An 18,507-nucleotide genomic window follows, 5' to 3' on the forward strand; every position below is an offset into this window, starting at 1 on the left:
CCGGAATCCATTTTGACGTTGCTCTTGTTGGCCTGAGACCGCGAACAAAGCAACAGCAAGATCAAAATGGATTCCGGCTTTCGCCGGAATGACGGGTGTGTGTGAGTTCGAGGGCGGCGGCAGGTGCGCGCCGGTGACCGGAGTGTGCGAACGCGTGCTGGATGTTCTCGCAGCCAGGCTGAGCGCTTACTCCGCCTCGCTCGCCGCCACCAATTCATCCGAACGGCGCGCATCGGCACGCGCCCAGAAATAAATCAGCAACCCACCCAGCGCAGTCAGCGCACCGACCACACCGGTCGAAGTCCAGCCGTAACCCGCGGTAATCGCCATGCCGCCAAGCCACGGCCCCAGCGCATTGGCCATATTGAACGCCGAGTGGTTCGACGCCGCCGCCAAGGTTTGCGCCGAGCGCGCCACGTCCATCAGATGCGCCTGCAACACCGTCGCCAACGCACCCATCGTGCCGACCGCCAGCACCGCCGGCAGCACCGTCCACAGCGAACGCGCGGCCAACGGGAACAACAGCAAGATCGCCATCGACCACAGCAAGATCCAAGCCGCCGCGCGGAACTGCAACCGGTCGAACAACCAACCGCCGCCGAGCGTGCCGAGGATGCCGCCGATGCCGAAGGCGACCAACCCGAGCGGAACGAAGGATTCGCGCACACCGGTCACGTGCACCAGCGTCGGCGCCAGATAACTGAAGACGCAGAACATGCCGGCGAAGCCGATCGCGCCGATGCCCAGCGCCAGCCACACCGGCTTGCGATTGAAATCGCGCAGCTCGCTTAACGCATCCGGACGCGGCGCGTGCATGCCCTTGGGCAACACCCGCGCGGTCATCGTCACCGTCGCCAACGCGATCAGCGACACCAGCGCGAACGCCCAGCGCCAGCCGAAGTGCTGCCCCAGCCACGTCGCCAGCGGATTGCCCACCAGCAGCGCCACCGACAAACCCAGCATCACCCGCCCGACCGCTGCGCCGCGTTGATCCGGCGGGCTGATCCGCGCCGCCACCAACGCGGCGATGCCGAAGTACGCGCCATGCGGCAGGCCGGCGACGAAGCGCGCCAACGCCAACGTGTAGTAACCCGGCGCCAACGCGCTGGCCAGATTGCCGAATGCGTAGAACCCCATCAGCACCAGCAACAGACTGCGCCGCGACATCTTCGCGCCGAGAATCGCCAAGGTCGGCGCGCCGACCACCACGCCTAGCGCGTAGGCGCTGATCACATGCCCGACCGCCGGCTCGTTGACGCCCATCGCCCGGGCGATGTCGGTGATCAGCCCCATCACCACGAACTCGCTGGTGCCGATGGCGAAGCCGCCCATGGCCAGGGCGAACAGGATCAGGCCGACTTGGCGCGGCGACAGGACGGGGGCGGGCGCGGCGGCGCCCGGGGAGACGGGGCTGGCGGAGGTCATGGGGGCATTATTGTGCTTTGCAGCATTTGGCGCCATTGCGGGGATTGGCTGCTGGGCCTGGGGTGGGGCCAAAGCGTATGCTCCCGCCTCGCCTTTGCCTCATCGCCCCGCCCGCATGGAAGACGCCTACCGCGAAGTGGAAAAAGCGCTCGGCCGCCCGTTGTTGGAGCGCGACCGCAACAGCGTGCCCAACCTGAACGACGTGTCCGATGCGCTGCTGGCCGACGCGCGCACGGTGCTGGCCAACAGTCCGTCGCCGCTGATGGCGCATGTGTTTTTGCGCTACTACTGCGGCGGCGAGAACTTCCGCTATCTAGCCAATTTCATCGAAGACGTGGTGCGCGGAAACCAGTCGGCGGCCGAGTGGGGACTGGGCGATCACGCGTGGGCGCCCGACACCAGCCTGCAGGATCAACTGTACAAATCCCGCGACGCCCTGCTCGAGCCGATGGGCGGCTATCACGGGCTGCGGTTTCCGGCTTATTTGCAGGCATGGACCGACGGGGCCAGTCATTCCGGCGCGCCCGTCAGACCCTTGTATGGCGTGAACTACCGCAACTGGACCGAGTACTGCAAACCGGGCGTGTCGCTTTTTTCCACCTCGACGCTGGAACCCGCGCCGGACATTCACTCCACCGTCTGCCGATGGATCGCGGCCCGTATCGCGCGTTGCACCGCCGCAGGCCATCTGCCGGGAGTCGAAGGCTTGCGAGCCCGCTGGGGCGAGATCGAGATCGCCGACCTCGCCGATTGGTCGCCCGATGCACGAACCGCGCTGGCGGTGCTGTTGCGAGAGTTGCGCGAACTCGGCCCCAGCACCCAACACATTCCCGGATTCAGAGCCCCGGATGAGTGGTACCACCACGCCGCTCAGTCCGATAACGAGTAAGTCAGCCGCGCCAACCCGTCTTCGAGCGCAACCGCTTCGCGCAAACGCAGCCGCTGCCGCGCGCTCAACCCCGCGAACAGCGGCTTGCCCGCGCCCAACAACACCGGCTGCACGACCAGACACAGCTCATCGACTAAACCGGCGTTGAGCAAACTGCTTACGAACGCTGCGCCTCCGACAGCATGCATATCGCGACCGGGCAGCGCCTTCAGCCGTCGCAGCTCATCGAGTTCGCACACGATACGGGTCTGCGGCCACGCCACCGTCGACAACGTGCGCGACAGCACCACATGCGCAGTGCGCGCGGCGACCTGCGCGTACTCGATCTCATACGGCAACGCCGGCCGTCCGGCGAACGGCAACACCGCGGTGGGATCGGCCTGGATAGCGCTCCAATAGGCCTCGTAACCGGGATACATGCCGGCGCCGAGCAAAAAGGTATCGACCCGGTCGACCAGCCCGAACCGGTCTTCCCAACTGTCGACCCAATCCAGCTCGCCTTGCGGCCCCTCGATGTACCCGTCCAGCGAAATCTGCAACGCGGCGATGATCTGGCGCATACGGCGGCTCCGTCAGTCCCTGGGAAATTCCCGCGCCGGTCTCGGCGCGGGCTGTATCTGTTAGACGAACCGGCGGGCCCGGATTCGACAAACCGGCCGGCCGGGCGCGCCGGCCCCGCCCCTGCCGCATTCGCAAACCGTCATCACCGCCACGGCGGTAAGCTCCCCCCATGCGCGTCCTCCTGCTCGAAGACCAAACCGACCTGCGCGAAGCCGTCGCCGGACGCCTGCGCGGCCACGGCCACGCCGTCGATGAAGCCGGCGACCTCGGCGAGGCCGAGTCGTTCGTGCAGTCCTATGCCTACGGCGCGCTGATCCTGGACCGCACCCTGCCCGACGGCGACTCGCTGGCGTCGCTGCAGCGCTGGCGCGAGCGCGGCATCGCCACGCCGACCTTGTTCCTGACCGCGCGCGATGCCGTCGCCGACCGCATCGAAGGCTTCGCCAGCGGCGCCGACGACTATCTGGTCAAACCGTTCTCGATGGACGAACTGATCGCCCGCATCGGCGCCATCGCCCGGCGCGGCGGCGCGATCCGCCCCAGCGTGATCCGCATCGCCGATCTGGAGATCGACCTGGGCCGGCGCGAGGCGCGCCGCGCCGGCATCGCGCTGCCGCTGCGGCCGAAAGAATTCGCGCTGCTGCAATTGCTGGCCGAACGCACCGGCCAGGCGGTGCCACGCCAAGAGATTCTGGCCGCGTGCTGGGGCGAGGAGCAGCAACCCGCGTCGAATGCCGAGGAAGTATTGATCGCCACCTTGCGCCGCAAACTCGGCGACCCGCCGCTGCTGCGCACCGTGCGCGGTTCGGGCTATCTGCTGGAAGCGCCCGATGCCGCGCGCGCGTGACCGTCTGCTGCGGCGGCTGCACCTGCGCCTCACCGCGATCTGGACCGCCGCGTGGCTGCTGTGCGTGGCCGCGTTGTGCACCGTCGCCATCCTCACCCACGCGCGCCTGACTCAGCTCGACCTCGCCTCCAACCTGCGCCTGCGCGCCACCGCGGTGTACGGGCTGGCGTGGTTCGACGCCGAAGGCCGCCTGCACGACGACATGCTGCGCAAGGAACCGGGATTGCTGGACGGCGATGCCGATATCTGGATCATCGACAACGGCCTGACGCCGCGGGTGTTGCTCAAACCCGCACGTCCGCGCTTCGACCTCGCCGCCCCGTTCGCGCTCGCCGACGCGGCGATGAGCGACGGCCCCGAGGGCCTGCGCGAAGGCCGCGACCGCAACGGCCGCGCGTATCTGCTGCAGGGCAAGGAAACCTACGACGATCACGACCGCGCCGTCGCCACCATCCTGGTGCTGGCCGATCCGTCCGCGCGCGACGCCGCGCAGGCCGCGTTCGTGCGCTGGACGTTGTTGATCGCCGCGGCCTTCGCTGCGCTCGGCATCGTGGTCGGCAACGTGCTGTCGCGGCGTTCGTTGCGGCCGGCGATCGCTTCGTTCGAGCAACAAGAGCGCTTCCTCGCCGCGGCTGCGCACGAGCTGCGCACGCCGGTGGCGCGCTTGCAGGCGCTGTGCGAAACCGCGCACGACGGGCGCGAGCCGGCCGAGCAGGTGCTGGGCAAGGTCGAGCGCGTCGCCGGGCAGACGGCTGGGTTGGTCGACAAGCTGCTGCTATTGGCGCGGCTGGATGCGGCGGCTGCGCCTGCGAGCAAGGAGCCGGTTCGGTTGGATCTGTTGGTAGAGGCGGTGATTCCCGAAGACCGCGATGTGACGTTCGAGGCGACCCAATCGATCGTCGACGCCGACGTGCGGCTGATTCAGACCGCGGTGCGCAATCTGATCGAGAATGCGCTGGTGCATGCGGCGAAGGGCGATGCGAATGAGCCTGTCGCGGTCACGGTCGAGGCCAACAAGATAATCGTCGAAGACCGCGGCCCTGGATTCCCCGAGGACTTGCTCGCGCGCCTGCGCGAGCCGTTCGTTTCGGGACCGGGCAGCCCGGGTAGCGGTTTGGGATTGTCGATCGTTCAGCACATCGCGCAGTTGCATGGTGGCGAGCTGCGTTTGTTGAATCGGCCCGGCGGTGGCGCGCGGGTGGAGCTGATTCTGTAAGGCCAGATCTCTGCGCCCAGCAAAGCCGCGTCACTCACCTCCCGTAATCTCACCTACCGTCATTCCGGCGAAAGCCGGAATCCATTTTGATTCTGCTGTTGATCTCCGCAGCCTTGACGCTGAAGAGCAGCGAAAAGCAACGTCAAAATGGATTCCGGCTTTCGCCGGAATGACGGTAGGAGGGATTGCGGCAGGTGGGATTACGACGGTGGGATGACGCGGGACGGGCCGCACAGCCCGGCAAACGACGTCCAGCCAGCCCAGGTTCACGTCCAAGGACCGGTATCAGCTGGATATCAGGTTCGCCCCGTAACCTGCGCCCCGACCTCCCCCCAACAGACCCGCCGCCATGCCCACCCCGAACGTCCCCGCCGCCCGCCCGGGCTTGCTCGCCCTCGCCGCCGGCGTACTGTTCGCGCTCGCCCTCGCCCAGCCCGGCACCGCGCGCGCCCAGTCCGGCTACATGCCCGACGAAACCGCGCGCCACGACGCCACCTGGCTGCAATGGCCGCACGCCAACACCTACGGCCGCGCCTACCGCGACCGCCTCGACCCGACCTGGGTGGCGATGACCCGCGCCCTGATCGCCAGCGAGAAGGTCAACATCATCGTCTACGACCGCAACGAAGAGACCCGCGTGCGCAAGCTGCTCGGCGCGGCTGGCGTGTCGCTGACCAAGGTCAACTTCCTGATCCGCGCCACCGACGACGTGTGGGTGCGCGACAACGGCCCGCTGTTCGTCTACGACGGCAACGACCGCCTGAGCATCGGCGATTGGGGTTTCAACGGTTGGGGCCTGGACGCCTCCTACCGCAAGGACGACACCGTCCCCGCCGCCGTCGCCCGCAGCCTCGGCCTGCCCAGCGTCGACTTGAACGATGTGATCCTGGAAGGCGGCGCGATCGAAGTCGACGGCCGCGGCGTGCTGATGGCCACCCGCAGCTCCACCCGCGAACCCAACCGCAACGCCGACCTCAGCGAGGCCGAGCTGGAAGAAGTGATGCGCGATCAGCTCGGCATCAAGAAGTTCATCTGGCTCGACGGCAAGGACGGCGGCAAGGAAGACATCACCGACATGCACATCGACGGCTTCGCCCGCTTCGGCATGCCCGACACCATCGTCACCATGAGCCGCACCGATCTGCGCGAATGGGGCCTGTCGGCGACCGACGTGGAGCGGCTGTACAACGCCAGCGACGTCGACGGCAAGCCGTACCGCTTCGTGCAACTGCCGCTGACCGCGCGCGACGTGGTCACCACCTACGGCTATGAGCTTGGCTACAAGGGTTCGTACGTGAACTTCTACGTCGGCAACACCGTGGTGCTGATGCCGGAATACAAGGATCCCAACGACGCGGTGGCCAAGGCGATCCTGCAACGCGCGTTCCCGGGCCGCACCGTGATCGGCATCGACGTGCGCAACCTGTACCGCAACGGCGGCATGGTGCACTGCGTGACCCAGCAGCAACCCGCCGCGCTCTGAGCCGCGGACCGAGGTGGGCGCCCGCCATCGGGCGCCCACATCCTTGCCGATTACGTGTCACCATATTCGGCAAGGAGCTTCTCATGAGCAAATACCAAGTCACCCCACGCAAAGACAAATTCGAAGGCGAAGACCTGCCCGGCAACACGGTCTGGCACGGCACCCACGTGCATTACCTCAGCGACGCGGAACTGCCCGCTTATCGCATCACCGTTCGCGCTGGCTTGCTGTACCGCCCCGACGGCACCTTGTTCGACACCCGCGACGCTTACACCCTCTGGCACGGCGATGGCCGCGCGATCTTCGTCATGCACTGCGATGGCGCGATCTATTCCGCGCCCGAACACCGCATCGGCGTGTTCCACCATTCCAGCCTCGGCCAAGGCCGGCCGGTCGCCGGCGCCGGCGAACTGGAAGTCCACGACGGCGTGCTGCGGGCGCTCACCGATCACAGCAGCCACTACTGCCCATCACGGCAGTACACCGAGCAAGTGCTGGCGGAACTGGCGGCCGGCGGCGTGGATGTCGCGTCGGTCGAAGTGGTGCGGCGTTACTGACCGCACGCGCCCGGTTTCATAAGCCGCGCAAAACAAACGGGCCCGTCCACGCATGGACGGGCCCGTTTTGCTTTGTCGCGACCGCCGTTACAGCGCGCCGGCGACGATGCCCGACGCCGCGCCCGCCGCGGGGCCGGCGGCCGGCGCGGTCACCGGGTTGGAACCCAACACCGCGCCCACCGCCGCATCGGTGGCCACCGTCGCCACCACCTTGATCACCACCTTCAGCCACTTCGGCAGCTTCGACTGGCTTTCCTCGCGCTCGATGTAATACGGCGTCCAGAACTGCAGCGAATGCCGCGCCGTGCTCAGCGAGGCCAGAATGCCGCGCGCGCCCGGCGACTTGTCGCCCAACTGCGCCAGCGCCTGATCTTCCAGCGCCGCCAGCGCCCGGTCGATTTCCTCCGGCGACTGCGCCTGCGGCGACAGCGCGCGCTCGATCTTCGCCACGAACGCGTATTCGGCCGGGGTGAACTGGGTGCGGTACGGCGCCACGCGCTGGCTGTAGGTCGAACGCGCCTCGGTGGGCATGTACGGCTGGTAGGTGCGGATGAAATCCGACACCGAACCCTGCGGGCGGTAACCGCAGCGGGTGACCAGCAACTCCAGCGACGGCGGCGGCGCGCCATCGGCCATCAGGCAACCGAGATAAGCGTTGTGCTCGACGCCGACGTTGTCGAGCGGATTGCCGGCCCACGCCGACGAACTGAAGCAGGCGCCGAGCGCCAAAGCCAGGGTGGCGGAAAGACCGATGCGGTGTTTCGCGTTCATGAAAGCGTCCTTGGTCGATGAGAGCCCCATGCGGGGAGAAAGACCGCATCCGTACTCGTTCGGCGGTTGCGGCGTGGGCCAAGAGTTGCCACGGCGCCGACGCTTCGGCGAGGACGATTCGGGGATGTTTCGGGGACGTTTTCGGAACGGTGCGGGCGTTGCCGGGAAGGTTTTCCGGGAGGTGTGATGGGCGGCAAATCTGACTTGTTGTGCTGGTCGCGATGGCGCGCCTGCCGGAAACGCGGACTTACGCCGCGTATTCGAACACGCCGCTGCGTAGGGCGATCTGATCGATCGCCCTACGGCTCGATGCGTAACAGTCCAGACAGGGCCATTAAGCCCGCGACAGCAGGATCAAGTTGGCGTCGCTGATAAAACCTTCGGCGTCGTAATGGAACAGCCCGAACGCCGGGACATCGATCATGCAACCGTCCTTCAGATAGGCCCAATCCGCTGCCTGGTGTCCAGGCATGTCGGTCTGCTCGGCGATCATCACGACGATGGTTCCGACCTCCGTATCGCCAAAACGAATGCTGTCGCCGATGCGGACATCCTGTCCGCCGTTGTATCGAAGCGTCGTCATTGCCTTCTCAGCCGCGCCTTGCGGCTTCAATCGCCGCGATATCGATCTTGCCCATGGTCATCATCGCCTCGAACGCGCGCTTGGCCGCGGCGCGGTCGGGATCGGTGATCGCTTCGCTGAGCACGCGCGGGGTGATCTGCCACGACAGCCCCCATTTGTCCTTGCACCAGCCGCAAGCGCTTTCCTTGCCGCCGTTGCCGACGATGGCATCCCACAAGCGGTCGGTTTCGGCCTGATCGTCGGTGGCGACCTGGAACGAGAACGCCTCGCTGGGCTTGAACGTATCCCCGCCGTTCAAGCCGAGACAGGGAATACCCATCACCGTGAACTCGACCGTCAACACATCGCCCTGCTTGCCGTCGGGATAGTCGCCGGGCGCGCGATGGACCGCGTCTACCGAGCTGTCGGGGAAGGTTTTAGCGTAGAACTCGGCGGCTTCCTGGGCGGCGCCGTCGTACCAAAGACAAATCGTGTTCTTGGCGATCATCAGCTGCTCTCCTTGGGTTAGGTCGAACATCCGCACGCAAGCCGCGCGACCGGCGAAACGTATACCGATGGTGTCACGCGCACAACCCGCGACCGATCACATTTTATTAATAGGCGGTTTGACCGCCCCGAGGTGGCCGCCAGGCCGGCTCTGCTGCGTTGGTTGGACATGGCGTCGCCACGCCATTCACCTAACGGGGAGCGGACCATGAATTATCCGGATTGTCAGTACTCGCACGTCGCCTGGATCAGAAAGGACAGTGCGACGTTCAAGGCGCTCAGCGCCGGCCTGAGCAAGAAAGAAACCGCACCCGCCGCCGCGACCGCGTTCCTCACCGCCTTGAACTCGGCGCATCAGGATTTCAAAAACAAGCTGGAGCCGGGCGCGAACCTGACTGCGCTGCTGGGCGCGTATCAGGACAAGACCGGGATCATCTCGACCCGCGAATACTCGCTGCCCGACATCCCCGGCAATCCCAGCGACCCGGACAGCGGTTTCATCAGCGACCTGATCGGAGGCATCGCCGGCGCGCTGGTGACCGAGATCGGCGTGGGCATCAGCCTGTATACGCTGGCCCAGGATCTGATCGCGATGTTCGACATCAAACTGCATCTGCAGGGCGTGCTGTTCAACAACGCGGCCACCGATCTATCGGAGATTTACTTCCATTTCGGCCCCAACGGCCAGCCGAACATACTGCCGCTGTCGACCACGCTGCCGCCGGCCAAGGCGATCATGAATCCGATCGACAAGAAGAACTACGACTGCGTGCCGTTCACCTTTTTCGGCGGTATCGGCTTCCTCTCGCTGGAAGGCTTTTACATCACCATGAAGGCGCAGCGGCAGCGTAGCGAGGAGATTTCGGTGTATTGCGAGTACTACGCTGGATATCGGGGCATCGCTCCGGGGGACCACGAACGGCATCCGCCGTTGGAAGATGTGTTTTACACGCGTTCGGTCACTGGGGTGATGGTGGAGAACACGGCTAACCCTAATGGGATTGCGATGATTGTGTGTGAGTGAGGCAGCGGCGCGACCCGGGGCCATCAGAGCAAGATCAAAATGGGTTCCGGCTTTCGCCGGAATGACGGTGGGCGGGCGGCTTGCGTGGTTTGTGGAGCGGCACGGGGCGCTGAGCGTGCGAGGCGCTCAGTCGCCGAGGCCGCGCGGCAGGGCCAGACCCGAGGCGCCGGCGACTACTTTGCGCACGCTGGAGATCGCGGCCGATTGCAGCTTGCCATGCACCAGGAATGCCGGCGTATTGCCGCCAATGTCGGTCATCGAGGCGTAGGTCAATCGCGTGCCCGCGCCGCTGGGCGTCAGCGTCCATTCGCCGCGCGAGCGCAGCGCGATGCACTCGGACTTGGGTTTAGCCCCGGCCTCATCGAGCGAAGCGAACTTCACCCGGATCGCCCCGTCGGCCAGCGCCTGCCGATCAAAGCGCATGGAATAGCAGCGATCGCTGGTCACCGAAGTGCTGAGCACATCCGACCAGATCGCCGTGTCCGGCCCGCGCTGGACGAAGGTGCGGCGGATGTTCTTGTTCTTCGCGTCTAGGTACTTGCCCAGCAAGTAATCCGCGACCGCATCCGGCGCGACCTTCAGCGACGTGGTGACACGCAGTTCATCGAAGCGTTCACCGGCGATACGCCGCGCCTCCAGGCGGATCCCGTCCTTGTCGCTGACCGTCCGCCACGGCGCGGCCTGCGCGCCGGCCAGCAACGGCCATGCCGCCAGCGCGCACGCCAGACAGCCAATCAAGCGTTTGGCAACTGATGGAGCGCGACATGAAACTGAACTGCGCATCGATGCCACGGCCTGTCTCCTGGCACTGAAGCCGTTGCGCGGATTCGATGCCATGGGCATGACAGGGTGAAGACAAACGGCCATCGCACACTCGTTGACCGAACGCCACACCACAACGATGACCAACGCCGCGACGATGACCAAGGCCGCCGAAAGCCGTGTCGCAGCATCGCCGCCTAGGCGGATGCGACTTGAAGCCGCCAACTGCGCCCCGAAGCAACCAACCACACCGCGCAACCACCCCACCACCGTCATTCCGGCGAAAGCCGGAACCCATTTTGACTTTCGCCCTGCCAATTCAGCCAGAGCCGATCCGCCAGCAACGCTTATCGCCGCCCCCCTTCCCCGAGCCCGGCAGAGCGCCGCCACCGTCAAACGTCGCAGCCGCCGCAGACGGCCCAGCCGCACATATCGAACGAGACGCGCGCACGGGGCTAACCCGGATGGCGCATTGACCCGGCCCCACGCCGGCGCGCCAATGGCAGCGACCAGGAAGGACCGGGCCCGCCACCGCGCCGCCCCGCACGCATGGCCGCGCTCCCGCCCGCCTCGCCCTGGAGCCGAAACGATGAGCATCACCCGCCGCACCTTCCTGCTCGGCAGCGCCGCCGGCGCCGTCGCCGCCGCACCCCTCGCCCGCGCGCTCAACCGCGCCCGCATCCAGGCCGCCAGCGGCCCCGGCGACGTCGTCGGCAAAGTCACCGTCGGCTACCAAGGCTGGTTCGCCGCCCCCGGCGACAGCGCCCCCATCAACGGCTGGTGGCACTGGGCCCACGACTGGGGCCGCGCCCCCGACCCCAACAACAACGCGACCAAATCCTGGCCCGACATGCGCGAATACGCGCGCGGCTACCAGACCAACTTCGCCCCGCTGCGCAACGGCCAACCCGCGCGCCTGTTCTCCAGCTACGACCAAGACACCGTCGACACCCACTTCCGCTGGATGCAACAACACGGCATCGACACCGCCGCCTTGCAACGCTTCAACCCCTTCGGCGGCGAAGGCCCGACCCGCGACGCCATGGCCGCCAAAGTGCGCCAGGCCGCCGAACGCTACCAGCGCAAGTTCTACATCATGTACGACGTGACCGGCTGGACCCAGATGCACGGCCAGATCACCGCCGACTGGCGCGAGAAAATGTCTGCGTTGACGGCTTCGCCTGCTTACGCGCGTCAGAACGGAAAGCCCGTCGTCTGCATCTGGGGCTTCGGCTTCGACGACCCCGGCCGGCCGTTCGGCGCCGCCGAATGCGGCGATGTGGTTGCGTGGTTCAAAGCGCAAGGTTGCTACGTTATCGGCGGCGTGCCCACGCGCTGGCGCACTGGCGACTCGGTGCGGCCCGGGTTTCTCGACGTGTTCAATCAGTTCGACATGCTCTCGCCGTGGATGATCGGCGTGATCGGCAAGATTCCCGAAGTCGACGCGTTCTTCCAATCGGTCAACATCGCCGACAAGAACTACTGCGATGCGCGCGGCATCGACTACCAGCCCTGCGTACTGCCCGGCGACCTCGCTTTGGGCCAGCGCGCCCACGGCAACCTGATGTGGCGGCAGTTCTATCACCTCGCCGGCTTGGGCGTCGCCGGGTTCTACATCTCGATGTTCGACGAATACAACGAAGGCAATCAGATCGCCAAGACCGCGGAAACGCAGAACGACGTCCCGGCCAACTTCAACTTCGCCGCATTGAACGAAGACGGCGTTCCCTGCTCATCCGACTACTACCTGCGACTGACCGGCGATGGCGGCCGCATGCTCAAAGGCGCGCGACCGCTGAGCCCGGTGCGGCCGACTGCGCCGGTGGTCGGCAGCGATGCTGGCGTGGCGACGGTGTTGAGCCTTCGGTCGCGGGTGAACAATCGCTACGTGGCCGCGGAGAGCGGCGGCGGCGCGCCGTTGATCGCCAACCGCGAAGCCATCGGGCCGTGGGAACGATTCGACATGGTCGATGCCGGTGGCGGCGACGTGGCGTTGCTGTCGCATGCGAATGCGAAGTTCGTGACGGTGGATGCGGCGCGGGGGAATGCGTTGATTGCCAGTCGGGATACGGTTGGGACGCGGGAGCGGTTCTTCATCGAGACCCTGCCCGGTGGATCGGTGGCATTGCGTGCGCGGGCCAACGATCGGTATGTGACAGCTACCAATGAAGCCAAGGGATCGTTGATTCCGACTGCGGTGCAGGTTGGCGGATGGGAGGTGTTTGAGTTGTCGATCTCGTGAGATCCGCAGCAGAACGTGTGCAGCACCGGCGCAACTCACACCCTTATTCCTTATACATTTTCTGCTCGCACAAGACACCGCCACAGAGCAACCGCTTAGCGCCACGATCAGCGCTATGATCGGCTCGGGGCGTCGGCGACCTAACCAGCGGACCTCCCTCTTCACTTGAACGCCGCTCTGACTCAGTGCGCCGAATGCGCAGCATATGGCCATCCTCTCAAACAGGACTTGCGATCGTGGCGCTAACCAGCGATAGAAGCGGACCCTGGCGCGAGGATACGAAGCTGTCGACTCGCAGGCAGAACACAACTCTAGGTTTCGCTATCGCGGCCGCACTGATTGTGTTGTCCGGCTGCGCCTCGACCAACGGCATCATTCCAGTTTCAGACCAAGCCCCTACGGTCGAGCGCCTGCTGACTACTCCCCTAGAAGGAGTCACCGGGCGGGACGGCATGCGGTCGGCAATGATTCGAGCCTACGAGATCAAGGATCTTGATTCGAAGCACATAGACAACCGCCCCAAGACTCTGGCGGACAATCACATCTTGTCGATGTTCTGGCTCGAACCAGCTCCGGTCGACTTCATGTCGATGGCCGTGGCCCCTCAGCCGTGCTTCCCCACCGAGCGCGCACTGCACTTAACACAAGCCAAGCCACACAGCCAAACGCAATCCTCTGACGAGCAGACTTACGACGCGTCTCGGAACGGAATACTGGTCAGCTTCAGCACCACACCGGATCGTAAGTGCGTCTCGTACATTCACATCGAAACAGAGGCTCTAACGGTTGAACGCATCCTCACCGAGCCATTGAGCGGAACCGCTGGAAGAGATGGGGTACGAACGGCGCTCGCCAGGTCATACGCCATCGATCCGTCGATGACGAAATACACCAATCGCGAGCCCAAAGTACTGGCGGACAGGCAAGTGGTTTCCCTGCTCTGGCTGGAGCCGCCGCCGGCCGACTTCATGTCAATAAGCCTTGACTCAGTGCCCTGCTTTTCCACACAGCGCGCATTGGCATTGACTCAAGCCAAACCTTATTCGGGCTCGGGCGGCACCTCCCACCCGGCCTACAACGCCTTCAAGAACGGAATGCTGGTCGGATTCACATCCACTCCCGATGGGAAGTGCGTGAAGGCGATACATATCGAGGAAGACAAGTGAGCGAGTGGGACAAGGATGCCTTTACGAACAGCGCGCAATTTCAACAGATGCCGGAACACATCCGGCGATGGATTTTGCTATCGCCTCATGCCAGAAAGAAACTCCCGAACTTCTTCGCACAGGCGCGTGCCAGAACTTTTCTTAGTCAGCGATCCACATGGTTCCGCCTATAGAACGAACTGGATCAATCACCTCCTTCGCCCCCACTCCCATGCCGCCACTAGCGTAACCGCGGGGCGTTGGGGCGAAGACGAAGCGCCAGCGCCTTTTGGAGCGAGAACCGACCAACGAGCATGCGTTGCCGACGGCGACCGAAGCTATGATCCCGGACGAATTTGCGCTGGATCTGGCGTATCCCTCGATACCCAATGCCTCCAGGCTCCTTGTCGAGGCCGAGTGATCGACGAAAAAATCGTGCGGCTGCGCAATACCCAGCCTAGAAACGTGTACGGGCTATTTTCCCAATTGCGTCAACGTTATAGAGCTCACGCAGTCAGATTCCGGGCCAACGGTGGAAAATATCGCCAACATGCCATTCCGCTCGGCGGTGAAAGTACGACCGCGTTCGTTGTCGTGCTCTTGCGGCGCAGCCTTCCCGATCTCTACGCCTGCAACCCCCGCAGCTTGCGCGAGCGGGAAACACTTGCGTCGGTCGAAAGCGAGACCCAACTTCCGCTCGCCTTTGTAGTCCTCAATAGTTGCATCGCTAACGACGTAGCCGTCGGCGAGCGTGATGGCAGTAGCGGCTTTCAGTATGGGCGGCTCCGGGCGGAGCACCTGGAAATCAGCGTTCGAACGAAGACCCCGGGCGACCTGGTCGTAGCCGGTCACTCCTTGCTCAAGAGGCAACCGAAGAATGTCCTGTGCTGTCAATACAGCGACCATGTTTTTCTGTGCCGGATTTCCATTAGGTTTACTGACACACCCCATTAACAGCGGTAGAAAAAGTGCGCCTATGGCGTAACGCTGGATTCTCGGACATCTCATACGAATCGACACTCCCTGTTCTCTAGCGCTAGCCTAGGCGGGCCGAATGCAGGCGACAAGCTGTATCCCCCCGCAAGCTCAATAGGGACGGTGATGAATAGCATGGAACGCACTACCAAGCACCAACAAGATCTCGCCATCCTGAATGACAGCGCCGAGTTTGCGCGGATGCCCGAGCGCACAAAACAGTGGATCAAGCAATCGCCTCATGCCAGCGAGGACTTCGCGGAGTTCTTTCGTAAGGACGGCAGGATCGACAGCTCGCAGCGCATTGACCTGCCCTATTACCAAGCCACTGAGCCACCGATCATTCGAGTGGACAGCAATACCTACGACGCGCTTCGCGGGCCGGATGCAGGGAAGTATCTGCTCATGGAACAGGCTATGTTTACGACCCTGGCGCATGAGATCGGGCACGACCGCTACAACACCGCGTCGATCAAGTTCCCGGCCGAAGGGTCCAAGGAACAGTACGTCGACTATCGCAGCAAACTGGAAGCGCAAGCGATCTTCAACGCATTCCCTATCATCGACGAACTCAAGGACAACTCCACCTACTCCGCACGCTGGCAGGATCTGGGTTACTTGCCGGGCCTTGAGCTAGCGCAGATGTTCAACGACTGGAAACGGGGCACCGACCCCACAACCACCGTCGATCGGATCGCCAAGCAAGTGGCTGATCGACCGTACACTCGCTCGGAACCGTTGACCGATCGGAACCGGGACGGCCAGCTGACGCACCGTGACCTGTATTTGCGTGACTACGAGTACTTCCGACGATCTAATCCGCCTCCCATCAATGAGCCTGCCAATCCCGACGAAATTCATACGCAATCAAATCGTATGAGCAGCAACGACCGCCAAGCGGCTTGGCCGCAAACGCGCGAACTCACCCGAGAGGCTTTCGAACGGCAAGGGCGCCCATTGAGTCCCGAAGCCCTCGACTGCATCGCCGGCTGCCTTGCCGTTCAGGCCAAGCGCGATGGCCTGGATCGAATCGACCATGTCGTGCTGAGCCAACACCCTGGCGGGGAAATAGGTCGGAATGTCATCGCCGTACAAGGCGGGCTGCACGATCCCGCGCAGAAGCTCTCGCACGTTGAGGCACAACGCGCCTCGCTGACTCCGCTGGATGACTCTCTTCACTCGCTGAAAGTGATCGCCGAGGCTCAAGCTCAGCTAGTCACGCAACCCGATCCGACACCAGATCGACCGATCACCCGATAAGTTCCCGCACGCACCGGGCGACAACAGGTGTATTGCCGGATAGCGACTGGAAATGCAACAAACACCCGGCTCGCCTCGGCTACTTCAGTGCTTGGAGCAGTTCTCTTATCTGAGCAATGCGAGCCTGGGTCCGCTCCACGCGGCAGGCTTCAGTCAGGTCGCCGGCCTCACGTCGCGACATACCTTGAGCAAACGGCTCCAACAAGCAATCGGTATCGCGGGACGCGGCCCAGGCCTGATCCGAAGCGCTCAGATAGTCAGCCAGATCGGTGAGATAGCCCGCGTCATTGCTCGTGTACGACGCGTATTGCTTCCGAGCCCGGGCCAGCAGCTCCCGACTAAGCGCAGCCGCCTCCTGGTCGAGCCGGTACATGTCGCGATAGGGCTTGCACGCGTGCACTCGCACACGTTCGCACTCGGCGATCTCGTCATCGGACTTCTTGGAGAAGCACAGCTCCCGCGCCTTCAACTCCCCAACAACGAAGCAATCCCCCTCTTCAGACGTCGCCAGGACGGCGGCCGATGCGGCGTGCACCGTCTCCGACGCTTTAGGCGGAGGCGCCGCGATGGCGTAACTCGATCCCAGCAGAAGACTCGTTAACAGCAGGCTTGATCGCAGCGGTCTGAATCCGGACATCCTGTCGAACCCTTTGTGATGATTGATCGGCGGCACTGAAGAACCGAAGCCACCATGCCCGTTCGGCGCTTGTTTGGATAGGCGTACGCCAGAGTTTTGACGTAGCAAGCGATCTACGCGGCTCGGCGTATCGAGCGAACCGGATCAATCGCCTCCTTCGCCCCCGCTCCCCGCACCGCCACCATTGCAACCGCAGAGCGTTGGAACGAAATCCGGCGAGGCGCCGTCGAACCCGCCTGGTGCCAAGTCGTGCGGAGGGAGCGATCCGTCGGCTTGCGACGTCTCGTTCCTCACCAACAGAAAACATGCGATCGCCCCGATCAGCGGCACCAGCCAGATCAGGCCGAACTGCCAACCCTTTTGAGCGGGCGAGAACACATCACTGCGCACGACGGCCACCGTTGCCGTCACGTTGAGCATCGCCAGTATGCCCAGCACCACCGTTTGCCATTCCATAGCACACCTCGTATCGAGCCGATCCGATGCGCGCACTGTCGGCGCCGGGCGGGCCGTCGTCTATAACTCGAACGTACTGGGTGGCGGGGCCGCGGTGGCTAGGTCGCCACTGTTCGCGAGACGGAAGCGACTTTGTGTGACTTCTGAGCAGCAAAAAGCTTTACCGGAATCCCGTCGAGGTGTTCCGGAAGCCGCGCGAGTCATTCCGTTGAAGCTTATTTGGACTCGCGTGAGCGAAATTCAGATTCGCGAATACGAATTCCGAGTTCGCGAGCACCGAAACGGGACTCCCGAGAGCGAAATCCGGACTCGCGAAGGCGAATTTCGTACTCGCGAAGGCCAGAACGGCATTCGCGAAAGCCAAATTCAGACTCGCGAGCGTGAATTTCGGATTCGCGAGAGCGGCGCCGGGGCTCGCGAGTAGCGATTCGGGATTCCGGAAAGCCAATTTCGCCTTCGCGAAGACCCAATAGCCGCATCGCAGCACCCGCCGGGCCTTCGCGCCCCCTGGAATCGCCGTTCGCACTCGCTCGGCAGGGCTCACTAACCCCCGGCAGCTCAGGCGGCACAGCCCGCGACGGCTACGCACCGCCGCGGTCGTATTGAGGTGGACGCGCGATCGGCCCTAATCGCCCGCCCCGCCCGCCTGCGCCAGCCGGGCCTTGAGGTCGGCCACGGCCTTGCGCTGCTCGGACTTGGACAGCAGGCCCAGGGTCAGGATGGCCTCGGCCAGCACGTCGGTGTCGGCGTAGAGGAAGGCGAGCGGGACGCCCAGCGACTGCGCGATGCGGCGCGCGGTGGCCAGATCGGCGTCGTGGACGCCCTTTTCGTAGCGGTTGATGCGGACGGCGGCCGTTTCTTGCGGTAGACCCACAGACATACCCAGCTCCTTCTGAGTGAGCCCGGCATCTTCCCTGGCTGATTTCAGCCGCTGCGCAAAGATGGAGCGGGCATCTACGTTGGTCTGGGCCATGCGCAAAGGATGGCTTCAAACCTCAAGAGCGTAAATTACGTTAAACGTAATAAAATGTCTAGGCCAAAGTCCAAAGAGAACACCGTGAAATCCTAGACGTTCAAGCACAGGATGTCCGCCACCGCCGCCTTTTCGCGTATGGCAGTTTTTGTGCGTTGAGTTCATTGCTCAACTGGTTCCAATGGATTGAAGCTCCAACTGGCTCACTCAGCTGT

General features: G+C 64.1%; 19 protein-coding genes. 9 read left to right on the plus strand and 10 right to left on the minus strand.

What is annotated here, in order from left to right; genetic code table 11:
• Positions 1–186 precede the first annotated feature (186 nt).
• Positions 187–1,425, minus strand: coding sequence for an MFS transporter (locus V7787_RS36495; protein ID WP_336092356.1), 1,239 nt, complete (start codon positions 1,423–1,425; stop codon positions 187–189).
• 115 nt (positions 1,426–1,540) lie between these two features.
• Here V7787_RS36495 and V7787_RS36500 point away from each other — a divergent pair, with 115 nt between their 5' ends.
• A complete protein-coding gene (locus V7787_RS36500; protein WP_336092357.1) occupies positions 1,541–2,314 on the plus strand; it encodes a hypothetical protein in 774 nt (257 codons plus the stop codon).
• Here the strand turns inward: V7787_RS36500 and V7787_RS36505 are convergent.
• Entirely contained in the window at positions 2,296–2,874 is a 579-nt protein-coding gene (locus V7787_RS36505) for a dihydrofolate reductase family protein (RefSeq protein WP_336092360.1), read from the minus strand. The two genes, V7787_RS36500 and V7787_RS36505, sit on opposite strands and share 19 nt — an antisense overlap.
• Before the next feature lie 170 nt (positions 2,875–3,044).
• Here V7787_RS36505 and V7787_RS36510 point away from each other — a divergent pair, with 170 nt between their 5' ends.
• The 4 genes from V7787_RS36510 to V7787_RS36525 all read left to right on the plus strand — a co-directional run bounded on the left by V7787_RS36510 (position 3,045) and on the right by V7787_RS36525 (position 6,978).
• Positions 3,045–3,722: a response regulator transcription factor gene (locus tag V7787_RS36510; protein WP_336092363.1), complete on the plus strand. Its 678-nt coding sequence runs from the start codon at positions 3,045–3,047 to the stop codon at positions 3,720–3,722.
• Positions 3,706–4,938: a sensor histidine kinase gene (locus V7787_RS36515; protein WP_336092366.1), complete on the plus strand. Its 1,233-nt coding sequence runs from the start codon at positions 3,706–3,708 to the stop codon at positions 4,936–4,938. The genes V7787_RS36510 and V7787_RS36515 overlap by 17 nt, the downstream gene beginning before the upstream one ends.
• Positions 4,939–5,287: 349 nt before the next feature.
• A complete protein-coding gene (locus V7787_RS36520; protein WP_336092368.1) occupies positions 5,288–6,421 on the plus strand; it encodes an agmatine deiminase family protein in 1,134 nt (377 codons plus the stop codon).
• 83 nt (positions 6,422–6,504) lie between these two features.
• Complete coding sequence (locus tag V7787_RS36525) at positions 6,505–6,978, plus strand: hypothetical protein (RefSeq protein ID WP_336092370.1); 474 nt, start codon at positions 6,505–6,507, stop codon at positions 6,976–6,978.
• Positions 6,979–7,065: 87 nt separating this feature from the next.
• Here V7787_RS36525 and V7787_RS36530 read toward each other — a convergent pair whose 3' ends face one another.
• From V7787_RS36530 to V7787_RS36540, 3 genes are all read right to left on the minus strand, one after another.
• Positions 7,066–7,749: a hypothetical protein gene (locus tag V7787_RS36530; RefSeq protein WP_336092372.1), complete on the minus strand. Its 684-nt coding sequence runs from the start codon at positions 7,747–7,749 to the stop codon at positions 7,066–7,068.
• Positions 7,750–8,083: 334 nt separating this feature from the next.
• Complete coding sequence (locus V7787_RS36535; RefSeq protein WP_336092373.1) at positions 8,084–8,332, minus strand: hypothetical protein; 249 nt, start codon at positions 8,330–8,332, stop codon at positions 8,084–8,086.
• A 7-nt stretch (positions 8,333–8,339) separates the two neighbouring features.
• Complete coding sequence (locus tag V7787_RS36540; protein WP_336092374.1) at positions 8,340–8,819, minus strand: VOC family protein; 480 nt, start codon at positions 8,817–8,819, stop codon at positions 8,340–8,342.
• A gap of 168 nt (positions 8,820–8,987) precedes the next feature.
• Here V7787_RS36540 and V7787_RS36545 point away from each other — a divergent pair, with 168 nt between their 5' ends.
• Positions 8,988–9,842, plus strand: coding sequence for a hypothetical protein (locus tag V7787_RS36545; protein ID WP_336092376.1), 855 nt, complete (start codon positions 8,988–8,990; stop codon positions 9,840–9,842).
• Between the two features lie 126 nt (positions 9,843–9,968).
• On the opposite strand, the gene V7787_RS36550 is transcribed toward V7787_RS36545, so the two are convergent.
• Positions 9,969–11,201 carry a hypothetical protein gene (locus V7787_RS36550; protein ID WP_336092377.1) on the minus strand — a complete coding sequence of 411 codons (1,233 nt, stop codon included), beginning with the start codon at positions 11,199–11,201 and terminating at the stop codon, positions 9,969–9,971.
• On the opposite strand from V7787_RS36550, the gene V7787_RS36555 reads away from it, so the two are divergent.
• Both V7787_RS36555 and V7787_RS36560 read left to right on the plus strand, forming a co-directional pair.
• The gene (locus V7787_RS36555; protein ID WP_336092378.1) at positions 11,194–12,846 is read left to right on the plus strand and encodes a DUF7910 domain-containing protein; all 1,653 of its coding nucleotides are present in this window, start codon (positions 11,194–11,196) and stop codon (positions 12,844–12,846) included. The two genes, V7787_RS36550 and V7787_RS36555, sit on opposite strands and share 8 nt — an antisense overlap.
• Before the next feature lie 236 nt (positions 12,847–13,082).
• Positions 13,083–14,012: a hypothetical protein gene (locus tag V7787_RS36560; protein ID WP_336092380.1), complete on the plus strand. Its 930-nt coding sequence runs from the start codon at positions 13,083–13,085 to the stop codon at positions 14,010–14,012.
• Between the two features lie 453 nt (positions 14,013–14,465).
• Here V7787_RS36560 and V7787_RS36565 read toward each other — a convergent pair whose 3' ends face one another.
• The gene (locus V7787_RS36565; protein WP_336092382.1) at positions 14,466–15,011 is read right to left on the minus strand and encodes a hypothetical protein; all 546 of its coding nucleotides are present in this window, start codon (positions 15,009–15,011) and stop codon (positions 14,466–14,468) included.
• Between the two features lie 90 nt (positions 15,012–15,101).
• Here V7787_RS36565 and V7787_RS36570 point away from each other — a divergent pair, with 90 nt between their 5' ends.
• A complete protein-coding gene (locus V7787_RS36570) occupies positions 15,102–16,226 on the plus strand; it encodes an XVIPCD domain-containing protein (RefSeq protein WP_336092384.1) in 1,125 nt (374 codons plus the stop codon).
• Between the two features lie 79 nt (positions 16,227–16,305).
• On the opposite strand, the gene V7787_RS36575 is transcribed toward V7787_RS36570, so the two are convergent.
• The 3 genes from V7787_RS36575 to V7787_RS36585 form a co-directional block, all read right to left on the minus strand.
• Complete coding sequence (locus V7787_RS36575; RefSeq protein WP_336092385.1) at positions 16,306–16,899, minus strand: lysozyme inhibitor LprI family protein; 594 nt, start codon at positions 16,897–16,899, stop codon at positions 16,306–16,308.
• A gap of 108 nt (positions 16,900–17,007) precedes the next feature.
• Positions 17,008–17,319: a hypothetical protein gene (locus tag V7787_RS36580; RefSeq protein WP_336092386.1), complete on the minus strand. Its 312-nt coding sequence runs from the start codon at positions 17,317–17,319 to the stop codon at positions 17,008–17,010.
• A 625-nt stretch (positions 17,320–17,944) separates the two neighbouring features.
• A complete protein-coding gene (locus tag V7787_RS36585) occupies positions 17,945–18,292 on the minus strand; it encodes a helix-turn-helix transcriptional regulator (RefSeq protein ID WP_336092389.1) in 348 nt (115 codons plus the stop codon).
• Positions 18,293–18,507 lie beyond the last annotated feature (215 nt).

The organism is Pseudomonas sp. CGJS7, assembly GCF_036961695.1.

Bases quoted from the DNA above. Each gene is read 5' to 3' on its own strand.
- V7787_RS36570 (WP_336092384.1), top strand. From the start codon at position 15,102: ATGGAACGCACTACCAAGCACCAACAAGATCTCGCCATCCTGAATGAC.
- V7787_RS36530 (WP_336092372.1), bottom strand. From the start codon at position 7,749: ATGAACGCGAAACACCGCATCGGTCTTTCCGCCACCCTGGCTTTGGCG.
- V7787_RS36580 (WP_336092386.1), bottom strand. From the start codon at position 17,319: ATGGAATGGCAAACGGTGGTGCTGGGCATACTGGCGATGCTCAACGTG.
- V7787_RS36505 (WP_336092360.1), bottom strand. From the start codon at position 2,874: ATGCGCCAGATCATCGCCGCGTTGCAGATTTCGCTGGACGGGTACATC.
- V7787_RS36515 (WP_336092366.1), top strand. From the start codon at position 3,706: ATGCCGCGCGCGCGTGACCGTCTGCTGCGGCGGCTGCACCTGCGCCTC.
- V7787_RS36510 (WP_336092363.1), top strand. From the start codon at position 3,045: ATGCGCGTCCTCCTGCTCGAAGACCAAACCGACCTGCGCGAAGCCGTC.
- V7787_RS36555 (WP_336092378.1), top strand. From the start codon at position 11,194: ATGAGCATCACCCGCCGCACCTTCCTGCTCGGCAGCGCCGCCGGCGCC.
- V7787_RS36495 (WP_336092356.1), bottom strand. From the start codon at position 1,425: ATGACCTCCGCCAGCCCCGTCTCCCCGGGCGCCGCCGCGCCCGCCCCC.
- V7787_RS36540 (WP_336092374.1), bottom strand. From the start codon at position 8,819: ATGATCGCCAAGAACACGATTTGTCTTTGGTACGACGGCGCCGCCCAG.
- V7787_RS36520 (WP_336092368.1), top strand. From the start codon at position 5,288: ATGCCCACCCCGAACGTCCCCGCCGCCCGCCCGGGCTTGCTCGCCCTC.
- V7787_RS36535 (WP_336092373.1), bottom strand. From the start codon at position 8,332: ATGACGACGCTTCGATACAACGGCGGACAGGATGTCCGCATCGGCGAC.
- V7787_RS36585 (WP_336092389.1), bottom strand. From the start codon at position 18,292: ATGGCCCAGACCAACGTAGATGCCCGCTCCATCTTTGCGCAGCGGCTG.
- V7787_RS36525 (WP_336092370.1), top strand. From the start codon at position 6,505: ATGAGCAAATACCAAGTCACCCCACGCAAAGACAAATTCGAAGGCGAA.
- V7787_RS36545 (WP_336092376.1), top strand. From the start codon at position 8,988: ATGGCGTCGCCACGCCATTCACCTAACGGGGAGCGGACCATGAATTAT.
- V7787_RS36500 (WP_336092357.1), top strand. From the start codon at position 1,541: ATGGAAGACGCCTACCGCGAAGTGGAAAAAGCGCTCGGCCGCCCGTTG.
- V7787_RS36550 (WP_336092377.1), bottom strand. From the start codon at position 11,201: ATGCTCATCGTTTCGGCTCCAGGGCGAGGCGGGCGGGAGCGCGGCCAT.